Origin of the sequence: Bacteroides sp. ET336 (genome assembly GCF_024733815.1) — a bacterium.
Taxonomy (GTDB): Bacteria; Bacteroidota; Bacteroidia; order Bacteroidales; family Bacteroidaceae; genus Phocaeicola; species Phocaeicola cellulolyticus.
In genome coordinates this window covers 22,251-46,338 of record NZ_JANRHK010000021.1, presented here as the reverse complement: position 1 = coordinate 46,338, position 24,088 = coordinate 22,251, and the positions used below count along the sequence as shown (strand labels likewise).

At 42.2% G+C, this 24,088-nt stretch carries 24 protein-coding genes; 13 read left to right on the top strand and 11 right to left on the bottom strand.

The genetic code is table 11. From position 1 onward, the window contains the following. Positions 1 to 13 precede the first annotated feature (13 nt). Together NW213_RS14685 and proB are read right to left on the bottom strand one after the other, a co-directional pair. Positions 14 to 571, bottom strand: coding sequence for a helix-turn-helix domain-containing protein (locus tag NW213_RS14685; RefSeq protein ID WP_204507793.1), 558 nt, complete (start codon positions 569 to 571; stop codon positions 14 to 16). Positions 572 to 623: 52 nt separating this feature from the next. Then, positions 624 to 1,706 (bottom strand): glutamate 5-kinase, encoded by a 1,083-nt coding sequence (proB, locus tag NW213_RS14680; RefSeq protein WP_204507792.1) that lies wholly within the window; start codon positions 1,704 to 1,706, stop codon positions 624 to 626. Positions 1,707 to 1,872: 166 nt separating this feature from the next. Between proB and NW213_RS14675 the strand changes: the two genes are divergently transcribed. Then, the gene (locus tag NW213_RS14675) at positions 1,873 to 2,649 is read left to right on the top strand and encodes a Cof-type HAD-IIB family hydrolase (RefSeq protein ID WP_258323241.1); all 777 of its coding nucleotides are present in this window, start codon (positions 1,873 to 1,875) and stop codon (positions 2,647 to 2,649) included. A gap of 3 nt (positions 2,650 to 2,652) precedes the next feature. Here the strand turns inward: NW213_RS14675 and NW213_RS14670 are convergent, their stop codons facing one another. From NW213_RS14670 to NW213_RS14655, 4 genes are all read right to left on the bottom strand, one after another. Further along, entirely contained in the window at positions 2,653 to 3,591 is a 939-nt protein-coding gene (locus tag NW213_RS14670; RefSeq protein ID WP_204391356.1) for a HipA domain-containing protein, read from the bottom strand. Further along, positions 3,588 to 3,926: a HipA N-terminal domain-containing protein gene (locus NW213_RS14665; RefSeq protein ID WP_258323240.1), complete on the bottom strand. Its 339-nt coding sequence runs from the start codon at positions 3,924 to 3,926 to the stop codon at positions 3,588 to 3,590. Before NW213_RS14665 ends, NW213_RS14670 begins: the two co-directional genes overlap by 4 nt. Beyond that, positions 3,926 to 4,150, bottom strand: a complete 225-nt coding sequence (locus NW213_RS14660) for a helix-turn-helix transcriptional regulator (protein ID WP_154044923.1) — start codon at positions 4,148 to 4,150, stop codon at positions 3,926 to 3,928. The genes NW213_RS14665 and NW213_RS14660 overlap by 1 nt, the downstream gene beginning before the upstream one ends. A gap of 129 nt (positions 4,151 to 4,279) precedes the next feature. After that, positions 4,280 to 5,011, bottom strand: coding sequence for a bifunctional 2-polyprenyl-6-hydroxyphenol methylase/3-demethylubiquinol 3-O-methyltransferase UbiG (locus tag NW213_RS14655; protein WP_154044924.1), 732 nt, complete (start codon positions 5,009 to 5,011; stop codon positions 4,280 to 4,282). A 178-nt stretch (positions 5,012 to 5,189) separates the two neighbouring features. Here NW213_RS14655 and NW213_RS14650 point away from each other — a divergent pair, with 178 nt between their 5' ends. From NW213_RS14650 to NW213_RS14620, 7 genes are all read left to right on the top strand, one after another. Beyond that, positions 5,190 to 5,666 (top strand): arginine repressor, encoded by a 477-nt coding sequence (locus tag NW213_RS14650; RefSeq protein WP_154044925.1) that lies wholly within the window; start codon positions 5,190 to 5,192, stop codon positions 5,664 to 5,666. A gap of 46 nt (positions 5,667 to 5,712) precedes the next feature. Then, the gene (locus NW213_RS14645; RefSeq protein WP_154044926.1) at positions 5,713 to 6,282 is read left to right on the top strand and encodes a GNAT family N-acetyltransferase; all 570 of its coding nucleotides are present in this window, start codon (positions 5,713 to 5,715) and stop codon (positions 6,280 to 6,282) included. Between the two features lie 29 nt (positions 6,283 to 6,311). Next, positions 6,312 to 7,517: an argininosuccinate synthase gene (locus NW213_RS14640; RefSeq protein ID WP_154044927.1), complete on the top strand. Its 1,206-nt coding sequence runs from the start codon at positions 6,312 to 6,314 to the stop codon at positions 7,515 to 7,517. Beyond that, positions 7,514 to 8,482 carry an N-acetyl-gamma-glutamyl-phosphate reductase gene (gene argC, locus NW213_RS14635; RefSeq protein ID WP_154044928.1) on the top strand — a complete coding sequence of 323 codons (969 nt, stop codon included), beginning with the start codon at positions 7,514 to 7,516 and terminating at the stop codon, positions 8,480 to 8,482. Before NW213_RS14640 ends, argC begins: the two co-directional genes overlap by 4 nt. A 158-nt stretch (positions 8,483 to 8,640) precedes the next feature. Then, positions 8,641 to 9,765: an aspartate aminotransferase family protein gene (locus NW213_RS14630; RefSeq protein ID WP_258323239.1), complete on the top strand. Its 1,125-nt coding sequence runs from the start codon at positions 8,641 to 8,643 to the stop codon at positions 9,763 to 9,765. A 12-nt stretch (positions 9,766 to 9,777) separates the two neighbouring features. Beyond that, a complete protein-coding gene (proC, locus tag NW213_RS14625) occupies positions 9,778 to 10,554 on the top strand; it encodes a pyrroline-5-carboxylate reductase (RefSeq protein WP_258323238.1) in 777 nt (258 codons plus the stop codon). Positions 10,555 to 10,629: 75 nt separating this feature from the next. Beyond that, positions 10,630 to 11,988 carry an MATE family efflux transporter gene (locus tag NW213_RS14620; protein ID WP_258323237.1) on the top strand — a complete coding sequence of 453 codons (1,359 nt, stop codon included), beginning with the start codon at positions 10,630 to 10,632 and terminating at the stop codon, positions 11,986 to 11,988. Here NW213_RS14620 and NW213_RS14615 read toward each other — a convergent pair. The 5 genes from NW213_RS14615 to topA form a co-directional block, all read right to left on the bottom strand. Continuing rightward, positions 11,969 to 12,679: a M48 family metallopeptidase gene (locus NW213_RS14615; RefSeq protein ID WP_258323236.1), complete on the bottom strand. Its 711-nt coding sequence runs from the start codon at positions 12,677 to 12,679 to the stop codon at positions 11,969 to 11,971. The genes NW213_RS14620 and NW213_RS14615 overlap by 20 nt on opposite strands. A 142-nt stretch (positions 12,680 to 12,821) precedes the next feature. Continuing rightward, positions 12,822 to 13,598, bottom strand: a complete 777-nt coding sequence (argB, locus tag NW213_RS14610; protein WP_258323235.1) for an acetylglutamate kinase — start codon at positions 13,596 to 13,598, stop codon at positions 12,822 to 12,824. 109 nt (positions 13,599 to 13,707) lie between these two features. Continuing rightward, positions 13,708 to 15,600, bottom strand: a complete 1,893-nt coding sequence (gene speA, locus NW213_RS14605) for a biosynthetic arginine decarboxylase (protein ID WP_154044934.1) — start codon at positions 15,598 to 15,600, stop codon at positions 13,708 to 13,710. 60 nt (positions 15,601 to 15,660) lie between these two features. Beyond that, positions 15,661 to 16,194, bottom strand: a complete 534-nt coding sequence (locus tag NW213_RS14600; protein ID WP_204391387.1) for a shikimate kinase — start codon at positions 16,192 to 16,194, stop codon at positions 15,661 to 15,663. A gap of 94 nt (positions 16,195 to 16,288) precedes the next feature. Next, complete coding sequence (gene topA, locus NW213_RS14595; protein WP_258323234.1) at positions 16,289 to 18,607, bottom strand: type I DNA topoisomerase; 2,319 nt, start codon at positions 18,605 to 18,607, stop codon at positions 16,289 to 16,291. A gap of 302 nt (positions 18,608 to 18,909) precedes the next feature. On the opposite strand from topA, the gene NW213_RS14590 reads away from it, so the two are divergent. From NW213_RS14590 to thiL, 5 genes are read left to right on the top strand one after another with little or no spacing between them, the layout of a single operon-like run. After that, positions 18,910 to 19,323 carry a hypothetical protein gene (locus NW213_RS14590; RefSeq protein WP_258323233.1) on the top strand — a complete coding sequence of 138 codons (414 nt, stop codon included), beginning with the start codon at positions 18,910 to 18,912 and terminating at the stop codon, positions 19,321 to 19,323. Positions 19,324 to 19,332: 9 nt separating this feature from the next. Beyond that, entirely contained in the window at positions 19,333 to 21,096 is a 1,764-nt protein-coding gene (gene sppA / locus NW213_RS14585) for a signal peptide peptidase SppA (RefSeq protein WP_258323232.1), read from the top strand. Between the two features lie 28 nt (positions 21,097 to 21,124). Then, entirely contained in the window at positions 21,125 to 22,261 is a 1,137-nt protein-coding gene (lpxK, locus tag NW213_RS14580; RefSeq protein ID WP_258323231.1) for a tetraacyldisaccharide 4'-kinase, read from the top strand. Then, positions 22,200 to 23,009, top strand: a complete 810-nt coding sequence (locus tag NW213_RS14575; RefSeq protein ID WP_154044940.1) for a purine-nucleoside phosphorylase — start codon at positions 22,200 to 22,202, stop codon at positions 23,007 to 23,009. Before lpxK ends, NW213_RS14575 begins: the two co-directional genes overlap by 62 nt. Positions 23,010 to 23,023: 14 nt before the next feature. Next, positions 23,024 to 24,058 (top strand): thiamine-phosphate kinase, encoded by a 1,035-nt coding sequence (thiL, locus tag NW213_RS14570; protein WP_204391405.1) that lies wholly within the window; start codon positions 23,024 to 23,026, stop codon positions 24,056 to 24,058. The last annotated feature ends 30 nt before the right edge of the window (positions 24,059 to 24,088 follow it).

Sequence of the window (24,088 nt, the reverse complement as noted above, 5' to 3'; positions counted from 1 at the left end):
ATATCGTATCTGATTATTGCATTACTATAGCTAAGAATCTAACGTTGTTTCCGTCTAGTGCCTTCATTCCGTGAGGAAGAGAGGAATCGAAATACAGGCTGTCGCCCGGATTGAGGATAAGCTCCTTGCCATTGATATCAAGCAACAGACGTCCTTCAATCACCATATTGAATTCCTGTCCGGCATGAGTGTTATAATATATAGGTGTGGTTTCAGGCTTAGGTTCTACCGTTACAATAAACGGATCTGCAATTCTGTTCTTGAAACCTGAGGCCAATGATTCGTACTTGTAAGCCTTTGTTCTTTCCACTGAAATACCTGTTCCACGGCGTGTAAGGAAATATGAGCGCATATGAGGTTCTTCGCCGAACATAAGTTCATCAAGAGATACACCGAACTCTGTTGAAATCTTCTGAAGTGTACTTACCGAAAGGTCTTTCTCGCCACTTTCCATAGCGGCATACTGTTCAGGAGTTACTCCAATCTTTTCCGCTACCTGCTCCACTGTCAGGTCAAGAGCATCGCGCAATCCATGTAAGCGCATTGCTATTTGTTTTATCTGTTCATCCATAGTCTTTAAGTTATTTTCCACAAAAATAATAAAAAGTATGTCATTATGAAAGTTATTCTAAATATAAATAGTCATAATGTACGAGATAAGGCTTACCATGAATACCCATAACGGCTTTTGCGTCTGCTGATGACATACTTACACGGCCAACACCTATCTTCTCATCGTCAGGATTTACGATAGTTACAATATCATCCTTTTCAAAATCGCCAACTATATCTGTCACTCCTACAGGAAGAAGGCTTACCGCCTTGTCACCACGCAGCTTGTCAGCAGCCTTATGATTGACTATAATCTTACCTTTTGAGAATCCATCGCTGTGGGCAATCCATTTCTTGATACTTGACACACCGTTCTCCGAAGGAACAAACTTCGTGCATACGGTTTCTTCAGGATTGGAAATCAGATCAACGAGTATATTGTCCTTCTTTCCATTGGCAATAAATACTGTAATCCCCTCGTCTGCCACCTTGCGGGCAATGCTGCTTTTAGTCAGCATACCTCCCCTGCCGAATCCTGACTTCTCAGTACTGATATAGTCCGACAGGTCCTTGCCCTGTTCCACTTCTCTGATAACAGTCACTCCCGGCTGGGAAGGGGCACCATTATATATACCGTCGATATTGCTCAGAATAACCAATGCCTGAACATCCATCATGGCTGCAATCAGACCTGAGAGTTCGTCATTGTCGGTAAACATAAGTTCCGTAACAGAGATTGTGTCATTTTCATTCACAATGGGAATAACATCATTGTCCAGCATCACCTGCATACAGTTGCGCTGATTGAGATAATGTCGTCTTGTGGAGAAACTTTCCTTGGTTGTAAGCACCTGACCTACAGTAATTCCATGTTCGCGAAACAGTTCGTAATATCTGTTTATCAGCTTGGCCTGACCTACAGCCGAAAACAACTGGCGGCTGTCAACACTGTCGAGTTTGCGCAAAGGCTTTACCTCACTGCGTCCGGAAGCCACCGCTCCCGATGATACAAGCACTATTTCAACTCCTGCCCTGTGAAGTTCCGCCACCTGGTCAACCAGCGCAGACATTCGCGTAACATCGAGCGTACCATCCTTGCGTGTAAGCACATTGCTGCCAATCTTTACCGCTATTCTTTTATATTTACATTCCATAAAATACCATGTTTCATTTCAATTAATTACGCAAATATAGGATTTTACTAATTTCTTATTACAAAAACATGTAGATATTTTATTTCACATTACTTATTGATACAAATCAAACGGCTGTAACAATATTTTTCGTACTTTTGCATGACATTATAACATTCGTATTTTTATGATTAAAGCTATATTTTTCGACATCGACGGAACATTGGTTTCGTTCAACACACACAGAGTACCGGAATCTACCAAACAGGCACTTAAAGAGTTAAGAGAAAAAGGTATAAAGGTATTTATCGCCACGGGACGCCCTAAATTGCTTATAAACAATCTTGAGGATCTTGAATTCGACGGATATATAACCCTAAACGGTGCTCACTGCTTTACAGCCGACCACAAGGATATTTACAAAGGACTGATACCTGCCGAAGATATAGAAAGAGTTGTGGAATACACTAAAAAACACGACTATCCGTTCGTCTTTGTGCACGACAACCAGTGGTTTATCACAAAAGTGGATAAAGCAGTGGAAGACATAGCCAAACTTATAGAGATTTCCATTCCTCCTGTAAAACCTGGAGAAGAAGCACTTGGAAAAGATATTCTACAGATTATGGGCTACTTCCCTACCGAAGCCGATGAAGAAATTTTCGGCAAGATACTTACCCATTGCGAAACAATGAGATGGCACCCGCTATTTGCCGACATCATAAATAAAGGTACAAGCAAGAGCCGTGGCATAGACGAAGTGATAAAGCATTACGGCATAAAGCTTGAAGAGACAATGGCTTTCGGCGACGGCGGAAACGATATCAACATGCTTGAACATGCCGGAATAGGTGTTGCCATGGATAATGCATCGGACAAAGTCAAGGCTGCAGCCGACTATATCACGTCATCTGTAGATGATAATGGTATCATCAATGCTTTGAGACATTTCAATATACTATAGAACTCAACGCAGCATTACCACACGGCGCAAGATAAGCTGTTTGTACTGCTTTTTCATATCATCGGGCAAAAAGGAATTGTCTATCAGTTCGAACCACTTGGGCAATGCACGGCTGAAACGGCGGGAAAGATTCTCGATAACTTTCTCGTCAACTCCCGATGCCGTTATCGCCTTGTAAAAGTCAGCCTTACGCAAACGGCTTTTCTTTCCATTGAGGGTAAGAGCAAGCTCCTCAGTATCTTCAGGCATAACAAGATTTGTGGAAAGCATATCGTATGCCGGTGTAAGTGTGTAACCGCCCATCTGATTATAAAGAGAAAAGTTCTTGAGATGCATGTCAGCATTGCCGGTTATCCAACAGAAGACCACGACTTCCCAAAAATTTATAACATCAAGTTGCGGCGCAGAAGAGTAACGGCGGATAAGTTTGGCAATCTGTTCGTATGAACCCTTATACTTATATTCGGTAAGTCTTTCGGATAATTGACACATATCTTCCATAGCTATCTTACGACCATCCGGCTGGCGGTCTATACGGCGGGTAATATAACACAGTTCACCATCACTAAAACGTATCAGACTATGGGGAACCACATTGATTTTCACAGCCTCGGCAAGATGCATGGTAACATCCTCCAGTTCGGGCAAGGCACGGTATGAATGAGTCTGAGGTTTTAGGATGAAACGTCCCCAAAGACCAACTATTGTAAAACGGTCCGGCTCATTGCGTCCGCCCCGGTTAATATCGAGAGATAACTTAGCCTGTACACCTGTCAGTGTAGTCTGGCTACGCACAACCTGACGAGCCAGGTCTCCCAATTGGGCACGTACGTATGGTAACTCAGGTGCGGTACGAGTTCCGAAGAATTTCTTGGCACATGCAGGATGGAAATCCTTCATGCCTTCTCCTAATTCCTTATAGCAATACAGGCATCTGCTCATAATTTATCCTCCTCTATTTCGTCGTCGGGTATAACACTTACGGCTCCTATACAATCCTTGCAGCAAGCCAAAAGAAGCGACATACGGTCACGCTGGTTTATTTTCCAACTTCTCTCGGCAATATCCAGCAACCATCCTTCCGGTATCAGACCGTCAAAGAACGGGAACAACACCATATCGTGAAACTGTTTCTCTCCAAGAGGAAGTGTCAGACTGACTGCAGCTGCATCCGGCAGCTTCAAATAATCTGTGTCGTATGTAAAGGTGAATCCGTTTTCGTCTTCCACCAGTCTGCCTGCCAAGCGGTCATGCAGAAATACTTTTGCACGTTTCATTACTTATCCTCCCTTGATTTTGGACTCAGCTCAACAGGACCTACCTGGCGACCGAAAAGACTGAGAACCTGATTTACCTTATCCATACGCAAGGTCTGTTTGCCCTGCTCCAAATCACGAACAAAGCGCAACCCTACTCCGGACTTATCAGCCAGATCGACCTGTGTCAATCCGAACTGGCGACGCATCTCCTTTACAAAATCTGCTATTACTGTGTATTCCATAATTATACCCTTTCGGGTACAAATATAATAATATATTCGACTTATTATACCTTTTAGGGTATAATTCAGTATTCAAAATTATTTTTTATACCCAAACGGGTATAGCTTAAATTAAAGGGCCAATTAAAATTATACCGCAATAGTCAGTTTTGCTAGATAGTCGTAATGCTCTCCGCTATATACAAGTTCGGTCTTAAAACCATACTGAGATGCATAAAAATTCAGAGTTTCGTAATCAATATACAGCCACTTGAACTGTTCGCCTTTTATCTGCTTATACTGCATACTGAACTCTATCTCGCCATAATAATCGGCAGCCAAATCAATAAGCATACTTCCGTCCTCATCCTCGAACAGATATTTCAGGTCGCTCGAATCCATAAGGATACATCCACCCGGATTCAACAGCTCCTTCATACGCGTAAAAAATGTCTCCATATTCTGCAAAGAACCGATAATTCCGGAACCGTTCATCAACATCAATATAGTGTCATAACCGCCGACAAACGACGGATCAAAAAGATTAACCAGACGGGCATTAACCCCACTCTCTTCCATCACTTTTACAGATAAAGGAGATATATCTATAGCCTCAACATCCTTGCCCATATCTAGCAAAGCGACAGAATGACAACCACTTCCGGCACCTACATCAAGAATTTTGCCTGTAGCCATATCCAACGCCTTTCGCTCCAGCTCGGGCATTTCATCATATTCGCGGAAAAGAGTCTCTACAGGAATTTCATCCTCATCAAACTGTGGCGAGAAAACTCTGAGTCTTCCGGCCTGACCTTTACAGAAGTAATCATAAATGGCATTTCCCATTGGGTCTTTGCCTGTTTCAAGCAATCCGTAGTTCATATACATTATTTATATTACAATGCACAAAGTTACAAAAAAGTTATACATATACCGTACTGATGATTATTTATGCACTAATTTCACATTTTTTACGAATAAACATATAAAAAACTTCGTATTTATGCATGAAATCAAATAAATAGGTGTATATTTGCGCTCAATATAGAATAATTATACAATGAAAAGTAAGAGTACAAGGCTTGATGCCATTAAAATGATTATCTCCGTAAAAGAAATCGGAAGCCAGGATGAACTTCTTCAGGAACTGACTAAAGAAGGGTTCAGTCTGACACAAGCCACACTGTCAAGAGACTTAAAGCAATTGAAAGTGGCAAAAGCTGCAAGCATGAACGGGAACTACGTATATGTACTCCCGAACAACACCATGTACAAGCGCATGGCAAATCCGCCTGGTGCTACTGAAATGATGCGCCATAACGGATTCATAGGAATAGAATTCTCAGGAAATATAGCGGTGATCAAAACAAGACCGGGATATGCCAGCAGCCTGGCATACGATATTGATGACCATAATTTCGCAGAGATTATAGGAACTATTGCTGGCGATGATACAATAATGCTGGTAATCAGAGAAGGTTATTCACGCCAGAATGTAACAGACACACTTAGACTGATAATTCCAAATATAAACTGAAACAATAGAACATAAAAAAAGCTGAAGGAAACAACATACAAAAACGATGGAAAAAGAAAAACAAATAGACGTAATGGTGGCTGACGCTTCACATGAAAAATATGTGGATTATATACTGGACACCATAAGAGAGGCTGCTAAAGTAAGAGGAACAGGTATAGCCGAACGTACTCATGAATACGTAGCTACAAAAATGAAAGAAGGTAAAGCTATTATAGCACTGTGTGGAGATGATTTGGCAGGATTTACCTATATCGAATCGTGGGGAAACAAGCAATATGTTGCTACATCCGGACTTATAGTTCACCCAAAGTATCGTGGACTGGGACTAGCAAAAAGAATAAAACATGCTTCATTTACTTTGGCAAGACTCAGATGGCCTAAAGCTAAAATCTTCAGTCTTACATCAGGTGCAGCCGTAATGAAGATGAATACAGAACTGGGATACGTACCTGTAACATTCAACGAACTTACAGACGATGAATCCTTCTGGAAAGGATGCGAAGGTTGCATCAACCACGATATTCTGATGGCAAAAAACAGAAAATTCTGTATCTGTACAGCCATGTTATACGACCCTGCATTACATCAGGACGATAAAGTAAATAATTTCTAAAATAAAAGAACCCAAAAACTCATACATATATGGAAAAGAAAAAAGTAGTTGTGGCATTCAGCGGTGGTCTTGATACATCATTCACTGTAATGTATCTGGCAAAAGAAAAAGGATACGAAGTATATGCAGCTTGTGCCAACACCGGAGGTTTCAGTCCGGAACAATTGAAACAGAACGAAGAAAATGCTTATAAACTAGGAGCTGTAAAATATGTTACTCTTGACGTTACACAGGAATACTACGAAAAGAGTTTGAAATATATGGTTTTCGGTAACGTACTCCGTAACGGTACATATCCTATTTCAGTAAGCTCTGAACGTATTTTCCAGGCACTGGCTATTGCACGTTATGCCAACGAAATAGGTGCACACGCCATAGCACACGGTTCGACAGGTGCCGGTAACGATCAGGTTCGTTTCGATATGACTTTCCTTGTTATGGCTCCAGGTGTTGAAATCATCACACTTACACGTGATATGGCTTTGAGCCGTGAATACGAAATCAACTACTTGAAAGAACATGGTTTCGAAGCTGATTTCACTAAACTGAAATACTCTTACAATGTAGGTATATGGGGTACTTCAATCTGCGGTGGAGAAATTCTGGACTCTACTCAGGGATTACCAGAAAGTGCATATCTGAAGCAGGTTAAGAAAACAGGTTCGGAAGAACTTAGACTTGAATTCAAGAAAGGTGAAATCTGCGCTGTAAACGGCGAGAAATTTGACGACAAGATTAAGGCTATCCAGAAGATAGAAGAAATTGGTGCTGCTTACGGTATAGGTCGCGATATGCACGTGGGAGATACTATCATCGGTATCAAGGGACGTGTAGGATTCGAAGCTGCAGCTCCTATGCTTATCATCGGCGCACACAAGTTCCTTGAAAAATACACTTTGAGCAAATGGCAGCAGTACTGGAAGGATCAGGTAGCCAACTGGTATGGTATGTTCCTTCACGAAAGCCAGTATCTGGAACCTGTTATGCGCGACATCGAAGCTATGCTTACAGAAAGCCAGCGTAACGTTAACGGTACTGTAATTTTGGAATTGCGTCCTTACTGCTTCTCTACAGTAGGTGTTGACTCTAAGGATGATCTTGTTAAAAACAAATTTGGAGAATACGGTGAAATGCAGAAAGGCTGGACTGCCGACGATGCAAAAGGATTCATCAAAGTTCTTTCTACTCCGCTCAGAGCTTATTACGCTAACCATAAAGACGAAGCGGACGTATGATAAAAGTAGGAATTATAGGAGGTGCAGGATATACGGCAGGCGAGCTTATTCGCCTGCTTATCAATCATCCTGACGTTGAGATAGTATTTATAAACAGTTCAAGTAATGCAGGAAACCAGATAACTGACGTGCATGAAGGGCTGTATGGCGAAACCGATCTGACATTTACAGACGAACTTCCTCTTGATAAGATTGATGTTCTTTTCTTCTGTACAGCTCATGGTGATACCAAGAAATTCATGGAAAGCCACAACGTTCCAGAAGAGTTGAAGATTATTGACTTATCAATGGATTATCGTATAAAGAGTGATGACCACGATTTCATCTACGGATTACCGGAACTGAACAGACGCGCCATCTGCCATAGCAAACACGTGGCAAATCCGGGATGTTTCGCCACTTGCATACAGCTTGGACTTCTTCCGCTGGCAAAAAATTTAATGCTAAACGATGACATCATGGTAAATGCCATAACAGGCAGCACAGGTGCAGGAGTTAAGCCGGGAGCTACAAGCCACTTCAGCTGGAGAAACAACAACATGAGCATCTACAAGCCATTCCAGCATCAGCATGTGCCTGAAATAAAACAGTCACTCTGCCAGCTGCAGAACAGCTTCGATTCTGATATTGATTTCATTCCATACAGAGGCGACTTTGCACGCGGTATTTTCGCTACGATAGTAGTAAAAACCAAAGTTGAGCTGGAAGAAATAAAGAAAATGTACGAAGACTACTATGCAGAAGATTCATTCGTATATATAATAGACAAAAATATAGACTTGAAGCAGGTGGTAAATACCAACAAATGTCTTATCCACCTTGAAAAGCATGGTGACAAACTGTTAATAGTATCCTGCATAGATAATCTTCTGAAAGGTGCGAGCGGTCAGGCAGTACATAACATGAACCTGATGTTCAACCTTGAGGAAACAGTAGGATTGAAACTGAAACCAAGCGCATTTTAATTAATAATTAAAAGTTAAGAATTAATATTTGGTTATGATGGAAAATACTTTAAATCCACAAAATCTAATTATTAATTCTTAATCATATAAAGGATAGTTATTTATTGACATCGCCTACTTCAGTTCTTAATTATTAATTTTTAAATCTTAATCATATTATGACCCTCTTCGATGTATATCCGCTTTTCGATGTAAACATAGTAAAAGGCAAAGGATGCCATGTATGGGACGAGAAAGGCAACGAATATCTTGACCTTTACGGAGGACATGCCGTAATCTCAATAGGACATGCTCATCCGCACTATGTAGAAGCCGTAAGCAATCAGGTAGCAAAATTAGGTTTCTATTCAAACTCAGTAATCAACACGCTCCAGAGAGATCTAGCAGAAAAACTTGGAGCAATGTGCGGCTACGACGATTATCAACTGTTTCTAATTAACTCCGGTGCAGAAGCAAACGAGAACGCTCTGAAGCTGGCTTCATTCTATAACGGACGTACTAAGGTAATATCGTTTGCAAAGGCATTCCACGGACGTACATCGCTTGCAGTTGAGGTTACTAACAATCCTAAAATCATCGCTCCGATAAACGACAACGGACACGTCACTTATCTTCCTCTGAACGATACTGAAGCTGCAAAGGCAGAGCTTTCAAAAGGTGATGTATGCGCAGTTATTATAGAAGGAATACAGGGTGTTGGTGGTATTCAGGTTCCTAACGCAGAGTTTATGAAAGAACTGCGCCGTATGTGCGACGAGACAAACACTGTACTTATTTTAGACGAGATACAGTCCGGCTACGGAAGAAGCGGAAAATTCTTTGCACACCAATATATGGGCATCAAACCGGATATGATTACCGTAGCAAAAGGTATAGCCAATGGTTTCCCAATGGCAGCGGTACTTATCAGTCCTAAATTCACTCCTGTTTACGGACAGCTTGGTACAACATTCGGCGGAAACCATCTGGGATGTGCAGCCGCTATAGCTGTACTTGACGTGATGAAGGAAGAAAACCTGATAGAAAATACAGCCAAAGTAGGTGCTCACCTTATGGAAGAGCTAAAATCATTCAAGGGCATAAAAGAATTGCGCGGACTCGGACTTATGATAGGTATGGAATTTGAGGAACCTATCAAGGAAATCCGCAGCAAGCTGCTTTTCGAACAGAAAGTATTTACAGGTGTCAGCGGAACAAATGTTATCAGACTACTGCCTCCTCTATGTCTGAGCATGGCTGAAGCTGATGAATTCCTTGAAAGACTGCATAAAGTTATTAAATAATAAACAACTACCATGAAAATAGCAATTATCGGTGCCGGCAACATGGGCGGTGCAATAGCACGCGGTCTGGCACACGGACAGTATATCAATGCAAGTGACATCACAGTGTCCAACCCTAGCAATGCCAAGTTAGAGAAACTGAAAGAAGAATATCCTGAAATAAACGTTACTAACTGCAACAAGGAAGCTGCCGATGGGGCAGACATAGTAATAATGGCTGTAAAACCATGGAAAATGGAAGAGGTTTTGAAACCTTTGCGTCTTCGCCAGCCACAAGTACTTGTCTCAGTTGCAGCAGGACTGACTTTCGAGGATCTGGCACATTTTGTCGATCCTGAAATGCCAATCTTCCGTGTAATTCCAAATACGGCTATTGCAATAAACGAAAGCCTGACACTCATGGCTGCCCGCAATGCCTCAGAAGAACAGACAGAAACAATGCTTAAGCTGTTCAATGAGATGGGAGTTGCCGTATTGATAGAAGAAAAGCTGTTTCCAGCCGGAACATCACTTACTTCATGCGGTATAGCATATGTCCTGAAATATGTACAGGCTGCAATGCAGGCTGGTATTGAGCTAGGCTTCAAACCACAGGAAGCAAAGAAGATGGTTGCACAAACAATGCTCGGCGCTGCCCAGCTTCTGCTTAAGGACGAGCAATCTCATCCGGCCACTGAAATAGAAAAGGTTACTACTCCTGGAGGTATAACCATCAAAGGATTAAACCGCCTGGAACACGATGGTTTCACTTCAACTGTGATAAATGCTATTAAAGAGAGTTGTATCTGATAATATATTGACATACATCAATACGCCATATTAAAGTAATAACGTAACTTTGCATCCGAAAAATTAGAGAACAAAGTGGACAAGGTTATTCAACAGACTAATATTAAAAGGGGACTTACCAAACTGGTAGTCCCTATTTTTATAGAAACGCTCCTGATAATGATGCTGGGAGCTATCGACACTGTGATGCTTAGCCAATATTCCGACGAAAGTGTAGCTGCAGTTGGAGTGGTAAACCAAATAGTAATGTTTGCATTCCTCATATTCGAGGTTATAAACATCGGCACATCAGTACTCTGTTCTCAATATCTGGGAGCCAAACTACAACAGAAAATGGTACAGGTGGTAGGAGTATCACTATTGTTAAACCTTGTTGTAGGACTAATAGTCAGTGCTATATTGCATTTCGGTGCTGTAACCCTGTTAAACTGGATGGGACTTCGCCCCGAACTTCTCCAATATGGTATAGGATATATGGAAATAGTAGGAGCGTTCGCTTTCTTCCAGGCAATATCACTCACCATTTCAGCATCACTCCGTAGTGCCAACAAGGCCATTTACCCTATGCTTGTCACTGTCCTGGTGAATATAATGAATATAATAGGAAACTATATCCTCATATTCGGAAAATTCGGTTTCCCCGCCATGGGCGCCGAAGGTGCCGCTATATCAACATCCATAGCAAGAGGTGTAAGTATGGTAGTACTGTTCGTGATTCTTTTCAGAAAACATATTTCACGATTTCCTCTTGCCCTGTTCAGACCATTCCCATGGATTGAGCTTAAAAACCTGCTTAAAATAGGAATACCTTCTGCCGGAGAAAACATGTCATACAGTTTCTCACAGGTTGTCATCACTTATCTGATAAATATATTGGGCAACAATGCACTTGCCACACGTACATACACCGTAAACATTGTGATGTTTGTCTATCTGTTTGCCATAGCAATGGCTCAGGGTGGCGCAATCAGTATCGGACACCTTGTGGGACAAAACAAGATACGTGCCGCATATCTGTTAGGCAAGTTTGTAATGCGTATTTCCATTCTGGTATCTCTCATCCTTTCATGTATCTGGGCTGTATGCGGTCATGCCATATTCAGCATGCTCACAAACAACGAAGAAATAATCAAACTTGGGGTTACTATTCTTATGATAGACGTACTTGTGGAAATAGGTAGAACCGTAAACATATATGCTACAAATGCACTTCGTTCTGCAGGAGATGTTAACTTCCCGTTCTACCTTGGTGTCATCGTACAGTGGAGTGTCTCTGTAGGATTGAGCTACATGCTAGGTATTTACTGGGGATGGGGACTCGTAGGAATGTGGGTAGCTTTCCTATTCGACGAGAACATTCGTGCCATAGTTTTTGTAAAACGATGGAACAGCATGAAATGGGCCAAGAAAAGCTTTACAAGAAATCGGTCTTGAATTTACGGAGTTGTGCCCTGAGCTGATGTGAATTACCTTCAGTCATACTGTCAAGCAGTTTCCAGAATTCAGGCCCGTGATTCATTTCTTTTGTATGTGCCAATTCGTGCAAGATGACATAATCCATCAGATGAACAGGTAACAGCATCAGATAACATGAAAGACTGATAGTTCCACGCGAGGTACAGCTTCCCCAACGCGATTTAGCTCCGGTTATTCTCACTTTACGATATGACATACCGTACTTTTCAGCCCAAAATCCGAGCAAAGGTGGCAAAAATTCTTCGGCACTTTTCTTCATGGCGCGCACAATGGCTGCATTAAGTAATTTCTGTGTCTGCAAAGAACTGAAATCCACATTTTGTGGACATAGAATCTTCATAACTCCCTCTTCCTCACGACGGACAGAGAAACACTTCATCCCTCCCACTCCAACGGTAAGCTTGAAACATGGAGCATCAATCGAGAATCCGTCTGTTATCATCTTCGGAGATACCTTGGTGAAAGAGGCAAGTAGTTTCTGCCTGTAATCGGCTATAACCTGCATAATGCGTTCTGTCTTAGTGAACGGAGGAACAGTGACATAAAGACCATCTTTCTTTATGCGCATGGAAATGTTTCTGGCATTTATGCGTGTACCTATCACTATCTTGCCAAAATCATCATCAGGGATTATTCGTTTTGTTGCCACGTTTTGAATTAAGAATTAAAAATTAAAGAATTAAGAGTTAAAGGGTGAAGGTTGATGAAGTCAATTTTATCACATTTAGTTTTGGTAAAAATCATTAAAGAAAAGGGGCGGAATCAAAAGTCCACCCCTATATCCAGTATAATTAATCATTTCTGATAACAGTTCCTGCAGAAACATCTCCTATATCCGATGCCTGTTTTATTATCACCTGCTTCACACCATTGTCAATGGCCGAAAAAGAATTCTCCAGTTTTGGAATCATACCACCCTGAATTACACCTTCATCAGTATATTTGCGGAAAAGCTCAGGAGTAATAACCGATATCACGCTGTCATCATCGTTTTCATCGCTGAGCACACCTTTCTTTTCGAAACAGAACACTAGAGTTACATCAAAGAAAGGAGCCAGTCCTTTTGCTGTTTCACCAGCTATAGTATCGGCATTTGTATTAAGAATATTACCCTTACCATCGTGAGTTAGCGGAGCCATCACCGGAACAATACCCTGAGAGATAAGAGAAGAAAGCATCTTTCCGTTCACTTCCTTAACATCACCTACAAAGCCGTAGTCAACATCCTTAACCGGACGTTTCACAGAAAGAATTGCATTCATATCTGCACCTGTCAGACCGATAGCATTCACGCCGCGAGCCTGTAATCCGGCTACAATATTCTTGTTCACCAAACCGCCATAAACCATAGTAACGACTTTCAAAGTCTCAGCATCGGTTACACGGCGACCGTTCACCATAGTGCTTTCTATTCCCAACTGTGCAGCAACCTTAGTGGCAGAACGTCCACCGCCATGCACCAGCAGTTTATATCCTGGTATTGAAGCGAAATCGTCAAGCAGGCGTGCAAGCGTATCAGATTCCTCTACAATCTTTCCGCCCACCTTTATAATAGTAAGTTTTTCCATAAATGTTTTTTTAGGTTACAAGTTAACAAGTTGACAAGTTAACAAGGTTACCATCCGGATGGAGAACCTTGTCAACTTGTAACTGAAGCCTTGTTAACTTCTAACAAAATTACTCAAGATAAGTATATCCATAAAGTCCAGAACGATAGTTAGAAAGGAATTCCTTTCCTTCTTCGAGCGAGATACGTCCTTCTTTCACAGACTTGGTAACCCAAGTTTCCAGCGTACGCACAAGTTTCTTAGGGTTATACTGAACATAGTCCAACACTTCGGCAACAGTTTCACCGTCTATCACCTGATCGATACTGTATCCATTGTCATTTACCGTCACGTGTACAGCATTGGTATCACCGAAAAGGTTATGCATATCACCAAGTATCTCCTGATAAGCCCCCACGAGGAATACACCTATATAATATGACTCCTTAGATTTGAGAGTATGAACAGGTAAATCATGCGACACACTTCTTGAAGAAACGAAGTTGGCAATCTTACCATCAGAGTCACAAGTGATATCCTGCAGAGTAGCTGTACGGTCAGGTTTCTCATCAAGACGCTGTATAGGCATGATAGGGAAAATCTGGTCGATAGCCCAAGAGTCAGGCAAAGACTGGAAAAGAGAGAAATTACAGAAATACTTGTCGGCAAGCAACTTGTCTATATTTCTGAATTCTTCAGGTACATGTTTCAATCCTGAAGCTATCTGGGTTATTTCACGTGTAACAGACCAGTAAAGTTTCTCAATCTGCGCTCTTGTCTTCAAATCTACGATACCATGGCTGAACAGGTCAAGAGTTTCCTCGCGAATCTGCTGAGCATCATGCCAAGCCTCCAGCATACGGCTTTGGTTCAGATTATCCCAGATTTCGTAAAGTTCCTGCACTAGTTCATGATCATCCGGTGACACCTCAAAATCATCATCCATAGCAGGTAATGAAGCTGTTTCGAGCACTTCGAAAATCAATACAGAATGATGGGCAGTAAGCGAGCGTCCACTCTCAGTGATAATATTAGGATGAGGAATACCATTCTTGTTGCTGGCATCCACCATTATAGAAATAGAGTCGTTCACATACTCCTGAATAGAATAATTCACACTACTTTCGCTGTTAGGAGAACGGGTACCGTCGTAATCTACTCCCAGACCACCGCCTATATCGACAAACTCTACAGGGAATCCCAACTGATGTAGCTGCACATAGAATTGTGAAGCCTCTCTGAGGGCTGTCTTGATACGGCGAATTTTTGTCACCTGGCTACCGATATGGAAATGGATCAACTTCAGACAGTCCTTCATATCCTTCTTTTCTATGAAGTCGAGCGCTTCAAGAAGTTCGCTTGAAGTCAGTCCGAACTTACTAGCATCGCCACCGCTTTCTTCCCATTTACCACTACCAGACGAAGCCAACTTGATACGGATACCAATGTTAGGACGGACATTAAGCTGTTTTGCCATCTTGGCAATCAGTCTCAGTTCGTTCATTTTCTCCACTACAAGGAAAATACGTTTACCCATCTTCTGAGCCAGAAGAGCCAGTTCGATGTAGCTTTCATCCTTATATCCATTACAGATTATAAGGGAATCAGAATCGGTATTGATGGCTATCACGGCATGCAGTTCAGGTTTTGAACCAGCTTCCAGTCCTAGATTGAATTTCTTTCCGTGGCTGATTATTTCCTCCACCACAGGACGCATCTGATTCACCTTGATGGGATAGATGATGAAGTTTTGGGCATTGTAGCCATACTCCTTCGATGCCTCTCCAAAACAATTCGAAATTTTCTCAATTCGGTTGTCCAGGATATCCGGGAAGCGCACCAGCATAGGAGCTGTGACATCCCTAAGCTGAAGTTCGTCCACCAATTCCTTCAGATCCACAGCCACTCCGTCCTTTCGCGGAGTAACCACCACATGTCCCTTCTCGTTTATTCCAAAATAAGAAACACCCCATCCGGTGATGTTATAAAGCTCTTCCGAGTCTTCAATACGCCATTTTCGCATTTTGTAAGTTGTGAATTTATGAGTTAATAAGTATCTGAGTTTGTAAACCGCCCCCAATTATTAGTTATCAATATTTATTATCAATTTTCTAAGTTCTTCCACTGTTTCGTCTATCTGACTTCTGCTTTCAAGTCTGCTTCCATCCAGCCTTATCGCAGCCTGCGAGTAGAAAGGCATTCTGTGTTCCAGTCCATCGGCAATTGTCTGTTTAAGCTCATCATCCGATTTTCCTGCCACCAAAGGCCTGTTGGCCGCTGCCTGTTTCAACCTTCTGAACAGTACATCGGATGCCGTATCCAAAAAGACAGTTACCCCACAGCTGTTCATAAACTCCATATTGTCAAAAAAACACGGAGTACCTCCACCGCATGCAACTATCACATTCTCGAATTCTGCGACTTCCAGAAGCATCTTTCTCTCGAGTTGACGAAAACCATCTTCCCCACGGGTTGCAAATATATCGCGTATGGTAGAATGCATACGCTCCTCGATATACCAATCCAGGTCAATAAAACTAAGACCACATGCCCTAGCATAAGCTTTACCAAGAGTAGTCTTACCCGATGCCATATATCCGGTCAGGAAAATTCTCATTGATTTCTTTAATTTTTAGTTATCGGTTGTTAGTTTTTAATTCTTTTTTGTCAGGAAAAACGCCCAAACTAAAAACTAACAACTCTTACTATACTTATTTCTTTCTTTTTCGTGTCTCAGCCTTTGTTTTCTGCAGTTCAATCACCTTGAAACAAGCCTCTGCAGTAAGATCGGCAGGCTCTACACCAGAAGGTATCTTGTAATTCTTTCCTTCACTTGCAATGTAAGGTCCGTATCTTCCGTTCAAGACCTGCAGGTCAGGATAATCAGCAAATACTTTTATTACCTTCTTTGCTTCTGCATCCTGTTTGTCCTTTATCATCTGTACAGCTTCTTCCAAAGTAATTGACAAAGGATCCTTATCCTTAGGTACAGACACATATATATTGTCATACTTGACATACGGACCGAACTTTCCGGCTCCCACACTCACCTGTTTTCCTTCGTGTTCGCCAAGCATACGTGGCAGACGGAACAGTTCCAAAGCTTCTTCCAGAGTGATAGTCTCCATAGACTGCTCACGGCGCAACTGTGCAAAACGTGGTTTTTCCTCATCATCTGCACTACCAATCTGTACCACAGGACCGAAACGGCCTATTTTAACAGATACCGGTCTTCCCGTTGAAGGTTCCTCGCCCAACAGTCTTTCGCCCACCTTGTGTTCAGCCTTCGAAGCAGATGTCTTTTCTACCAGCGGATGGAATGCTGTATAGAAACGGCTTATCATGTCTGTCCATGATTTTTCGCCTGCAGCCACTTCATCGAATTCCTTTTCCACTCCGGAAGTGAAGTTATAATCCATAATCTCAGGGAAATATTCCATCAGGAAGTCAGTCACTACCACACCAACATCCGTAGGCATAAGTTTCTGCTTTTCACTACCTGCTGTTTCTGTCTTGGTCTCACATGAGATATTACCTTTCTTGTCAAGTGTCAGCAATCTGTATTCACGTTCCACACCTTCACGGCTACCTTTTTCCACATATCCGCGCTGCTGTACTGTAGATATTGTAGGAGCATATGTAGAAGGACGTCCTATACCAAGTTCCTCCAGTTTTCTGACCAGACTGGCCTCGGTATATCTTGCCGGTGGCTGACTGAAACGCTCCGTAGCACGTATATCCTTACGCTCTAGTTTCTGTCCAGCCTTCATAGGTGGCAACAGACGGCTTTCGTCTTCGCGTTCTGAATCATCGTCAAGACTTTCGCTATATACACGCATGAAACCATCAAATGTAACAGCCAGTCCGGCAGCATTGAACTTATAGTCTGTACCTTCTGCAGAAATAACGGCAGTAGTCTTCATCAGTTCGGCATCAGCCATCTGCGAAGCCAAAGTACGCTTGCGTATAAGATCGTAAAGTCTCTGTTCCTGAGCTGTAGCATCGATCTTCTCCTTATCCATATATGTAGGGCGGATGGCCTCGTGTGCTTCCTGTGCTCCTTTGGTGTGAGTGTGATATTGTCGCGTACGCAGATATTTTTCTCCTGCCTTTTCGGTAATTACTTTAGCACATGCTCCAAGAGCCAATTCCGAAAGGTTAACGGAGTCGGTACGCATATATGTGATATATCCGTTTTCGTAAAGTTTCTGAGCCAGCATCATAGTCTGTCCAACGCTGTAGCCCAACTTTCTGGCAGCTTCCTGCTGAAGTGTAGAAGTAGTAAAAGGAGGTGCTGGACTGCGTTTCACCGGACGGGTATTGATATCTTCCACCACAAAATCCGCACTTGCACATTGTTCAAGTATGCGACGTGCCTCTTCCTCTGTTTCCGGGCGTACGGACAGTTCTGCCCTTATTTCAGCTCCATCAGCATCAGTCAGCACAGCAATCACCCTAAATGCCGGTTTTGGACTGAATGCATTGATTTCGCGTTCGCGTTCCACTATAAGTCTTACCGCAACACTCTGCACTCTTCCGGCCGAGAGCGACGGTTTAATCTTTTTCCACAATACCGGAGAAAGTTCAAAACCTACTATTCTGTCAAGTACACGACGTGCCTGCTGTGCATCCACCAGACTGAGGTCAATACCTCGTGGCGTCTCTATTGCATGCTTTATTGCATTTGGAGTTATTTCGTGAAATACTATTCTACGTGTGTTTTCATGCTTTAGTTTCAAGACTTCCTGCAGATGCCATGCTATGGCTTCTCCTTCACGGTCCTCATCACTTGCCAGCCATACAATGTCAGCACTGTCGGCTTCTGCCTTTAATTGTGCCACGAGCTTTTTCTTATCGGCAGGCACTTCGTATATAGGTGCGAACCCATGTTCGACGTCCACACTGAACGATTTCTTCTTCAAGTCGCGTATATGTCCGTAACTGGACATCACCTTATATCCGCTGCCCAGAAATTTTTCTATGGTACGGGCCTTAGCGGGAGACTCAACTATTACCAGATTATTCTGCATATTTTCAGGATGAAATTAATTATGGGAACAAATGTAGAAAAAAAATTGAGGGAATATTATATAATAAGGTATTAAAAGATGATTTTTCTTATTTTTTTACCGAATTAAATGCGATATCGTATATTTTCTTTAATAGTTTCCACGCAAAAACATATATCAATGTTATATCTTTTCTCCTGCTGTTTTATTACACCTTTACTATTACACAAAGATGATAAATTTAAATAACAATGAAACAAAACGTAATTGTGTAACAAAGTTTTTTTACTACTTTTGTATAATAGAAAATACATAACATTTATATGAGTAAAAGTATAGAAAGTAACAAACAGTTTATGGTAGGCAACGGACTCCTGGCTTTCGGAGTATTCTTCATCGTATGCCTGTTCCTTTATCTCGGTTTTCGTTCTCAAAAGAAAGTTGCCATTGAGCAAACATACAAAGACATCTACGAAGTATGCCTGACAAAATCATTTGCCGGTGATTCACTGAACATATTCATCAATGACAGCCTGATAATGGCACGCACAATGAGTAATGCCGACATCACATTCCAGGTAAACAGATTTGCAGATGAAAACGTACTTATGGTGGTAGATGCCAAAACAGACATCATGACTCCTTTCAACCTCAGCAAAGAGGGAGGTAAGGTCACTGTAGAGAAAAAGAATGGACAGATATTCTTTCTGTACGAGGGTAACGAACAATCCAAATAATTTATTGATATGAAAGACTTTTTGAAAATGACATTTGCCTCAATCATCGGAATGGTGATTGCCGGTTTCGTATTGCTCATAATTGGTATATCAGTTATAGGCGGAATGGTGGCTACTACTGAGGTGGCAACTGTAGTGAAGGAAAATTCAGTTTTCGTGCTTGACCTTAAGGGTAGCGTAGTGGAGAGATATGAAGATAACCCATTCGAACAGCTTTTGGGTGAAGAAATAACCACAAGAGGACTTGAAGACATCCTTGCATCAATAGAGAAAGCTAAAAACGATCCCAAAATTAAAGGTATGCTTATCAATGCCGAAGCTTTCGCCTGTTCCACAGCATCACTCCAGGACATCAGAACTGCAATAGCCAACTTTAAAGAATCAGGCAAATTTGTAGTTGCTTACTCGGGCGCCTATACTCAGGGAGCATACTATGTTTCTACTGTAGCCGACAAGGTTTTCCTTAATCCTTCAGGTAGTATTTCATGGCACGGTCTTTCTGCACAGACTATGTTCCTGAAAGACCTGCTTGCCAAGGTGGGAGTAAAAATGCAGATATTCAGAGTAGGTACATACAAATCGGCTGTAGAACCGTTCATCGCTACAGAAATGAGCCCTGCAAACAGAGAACAGACTCTTGCTTTCACTCAATCAATATGGAATGAGATTGTGAGCGAAGTATCAGAATCTAGAAACATCTCAGTAGAAAAGCTGAATGAAATGGCCGACAAATGTATGGATTTCCAGCCTGCTGAAGCATACGTTGAAAACGGACTGGCAGACCAGCTGATGTATAAGGATGAGGTATTGTCGTATCTGAAGAAACTGACAAATATCAGCGAAAAATCTACTCTGAACACTCTGACTCTGGACGACATGAAAAATCTTGCAGTACCTTCAACAGCAAAGAGCCGCGACGTGATAGCTGTATATTATGCTTTCGGAGAAATAGACAATGCTGCCGATCCATATAACGAAGGTATCGTATCTGAAAAAGTGACAAAACATCTGCGTGACTTGAGAAATGACGACAATGTCAAGGCCGTAGTTCTCAGAGTGAACTCACCGGGTGGTAGCGCATACGGTTCTGAACAGATCTGGCGAGAAGTATCACTGCTGAAAGAAAAGAAACCGGTAGTAGTTTCAATGGGTGACTATGCTGCTTCAGGCGGTTACTATATCTCTTGTGCTGCCGACTGGATTGTGGCTCAGCCAACTACCCTTACAGGTTCTATCGGTATCTTCGGAATGATTCCTGATGCATCGGAACTTATCACAAAAAAACTCGGAGTACATTTCGATGGCGTAAAAACCAACAAGCTTGCTGATATGGGCGACATGAGCCGTCCGTTCAATGCAGAAGAAGGTGCACTGATACAGGGTATGGTAAACAGCGGTTACGAACTATTCACCAAGAGATGTGCCGAAGGCAGAAATATGCCTATCGACAGTCTGAAAATGATTGCAGAAGGACGTGTATGGTCTGGTGAAATGGCTAAAGAACTGAAACTTGTTGATGAACTGGGAAATCTTGAATGTGCTATCAAGAAGGCTTCGGAACTTTGCGGTATAAGAGACTATAAGGTCGCCTCATATCCTAAAAAGGTGGATTTCATCACAAGCCTCATCAGCAACGCAAAACCTGAAAGATATATCAGCAGCAAGCTGGAAGATTCGTTCGGAGAATTCTACAACGGATTCATGATGATAAAGAACCTCGACAAAGCAGACCGCATACAGGCAAGAATGCCTTTCGATATATCTATAAACTAAAATGTATAATAGTTCCAACCACACGAAGATGAAACAAGACAAACCTCGCATATACATTCCGCTGCTTCCTTTCTCGGCATTATACGGCATGGCTGTATGGCTGAGAAACAAGCTGTTCGACTGGGATATCCTGAAATCAAGGAGTTTCCCGATACCGGTGATATGCGTGGGTAACATCACCGTGGGTGGAACCGGGAAAACGCCTCACACTGAATATCTGATAAAACTGCTGAAAGATGAATTCAGTGTGTGTGTGTTGAGTCGAGGATACAAACGTAAATCTAAAGGTTTCGTTCTGGCAGAGAAAAGTAAGAGCACTATAGAGGATATAGGCGACGAACCTTTCCAGATGTGGCAGAAATTTCCGGATATCAATGTAGCCGCCGACAGCGACAGATGTAACGGAATTGACAATCTTATCGCCAAGGCCGGCAACCGTGATAAGAAGCAGGTAATAGTGCTGGACGACGCATATCAGCACAGATATGTCAAGGCAGGAATGTACATACTGCTGATAGACTATAACAGACCTATCATCCACGACACTCTCCTACCCGCCGGACGACTAAGGGAACCGGCAAGCGGGAAAAGCAGGGCTGATATCATCATAGTAAGTAAATGTCCGGAGAACCTGAATTCAGAGGAGATGGACAGGCTGCGTTCTGAAATATCACCTACAGCAGAACAGGAAGTGTTCTTCACATATATGAAATACGGAAATCTGTACCGCATATTCCGTCAGGGAAATAACGACGAAATGAAGCCTGAGGATATATCACCGGACAGACATATACTGCTGCTCACCGGAATAGCATCACCAAAGGCTATAACAGAGAAGCTGAAGCAATATACCGGAAACATAGAATCAATGGTGTTTGCCGACCATCATAATTTCAGCCGGGAAGATATGGAAACCCTCAGAAGCAGATTCATGTCAATGCCCGAAGGCAGAAGAATGATAATAACAACCGAGAAAGATGCAGCAAGGCTTATCACCCATCCGCACCTGAGCGAAGAACTGAAACCATATATCTACGCTCTGCCTGTGGAAGTAAGCTTTCTAAACAACGAAACAATAAAGTTCAACCAAAAAATAACCGAGTATGTTAGAAAAAATTCAAGAAACAGCAGCATTCCTGAAAGCAAGGATGCAGACAAATCCTGAGACTGCCATCATATTGGGCACAGGACTGGGCAGCTTGGTACACGACATTACCGACAAGTATGAAATTCCTTATTCCGAGATACCGAATTTCCCTATATCGACAGTAGAAGGACACAGCGGCAAGCTCATCTTCGGGAAACTTGGAGGTAAGGACATCCTAGCAATGCAAGGACGTTTCCACTACTACGAAGGTTACTCGATGAAAGAAGTGACATTCCCTGTCAGAGTAATGAGAGAGCTCGGCATAAAGACACTTTTCGTATCGAACGCGGCAGGTGGAACTAATCCTGATTTCGAAATCGGTGACCTGATGGTTATTACAGACCATATAAACTTCTTCCCGGACAATCCGCTGAGAGGCAAAAACATAGACTACGGTCCTAGATTCCCGGACATGAGCGAAGCTTATTCACACGAACTTATTGAAAAGGCATTCGAAATTGCAGCCGAAAAAGGTATAAAACTTCAGAAAGGAGTTTACATCGGCACTCAGGGACCGACCTTCGAAACTCCTGCAGAATACAAGATGTTCAGAATATTGGGAGCTGATGCTGTAGGCATGTCAACAGTGCCGGAAGTGATTGTGGCAAACCATTGCGGAATCAGAGTATTCGGTGTTTCGGTAATCACTGACCTGGGTGTGGAAGGCAAGATAGTGGAAGTATCACATGAAGAAGTACAGAAAGCAGCCGATGCCGCACAGCCACGAATGACCAGCATAATGAAAGAACTTATAAACAGAGTATAAACAATTATATAATCATGCACGAAGGAAACAGAACAGAAATTTCCACTTTGGGAGAATTCGGACTGATAAAACATCTGACCGACAATATAAAGTTAGTAAACAACGAAACAAAATACGGTATCGGCGATGATGCTGCCGTATTGGAATATAACGACCGTCAGGTGCTCGTTACTACAGACCTGCTGATGGAAGGTGTACATTTCGATTTGGTATATACACCGTTGAAACATCTGGGATATAAGTCGGCAATGGTAAACTTCTCCGACATATACGCAATGAACGGAACACCGAAGCAAATAACAGTCTCACTTGCCGTATCAAAAAGATTCTGTATTGAAGATCTGGAAGATTTCTACGAAGGATTGAAACTGGCATGTCAGCTGCATAATGTTGACATAGTGGGTGGCGACACCACTTCATCTGTAACAGGACTTGCCATCTCTATCACATGTATAGGTGAAGCAAGAAAAGAAGACGTGGTCTATCGCAACGGCGCAAAGGAAACAGACCTTATCTGCGTAACAGGCGACCTTGGAGCTTCATATATGGGACTCCAGCTTATGGAACGCGAAAAGGCTGTATTCAACGGTAGCAAGGATGTACAACCAGACTTTGCAGGAAAAGAATATCTACTGGAAAGATTCCTTAAACCGGAAGCAAGAAAAGACATCATTGAGGAACTGGCAAAAGCCGGTATCAAACCTACTGCAATGATGGATATTTCAGACGGACTTTCATCTGAACTGATGCATATATGCAGCCAGAGCAAATGCGGATGTCGCGTTTATGAAGAACGTATTCCTATAGACTATCAGACAGCCGTTATGGCAGAAGAGTTCAACATGAACCTCAGCACTTGTGCCTTGAACGGAGGAGAAGACTATGAACTTCTTTTCACTGTTCCACTGACTATGCACGAAGCTGTTTCACAGATTAAGGATGTGAAAGTGATTGGTCACATCACAAAAGAAGAACTAGGCTGTGCGCTCGTGACAAGAGACGGCAACGAGCTTGAACTTAAAGCTCAGGGATGGAACCCTTTGAAATAAAAATACCATTATAATTTAGACTGATTTAAA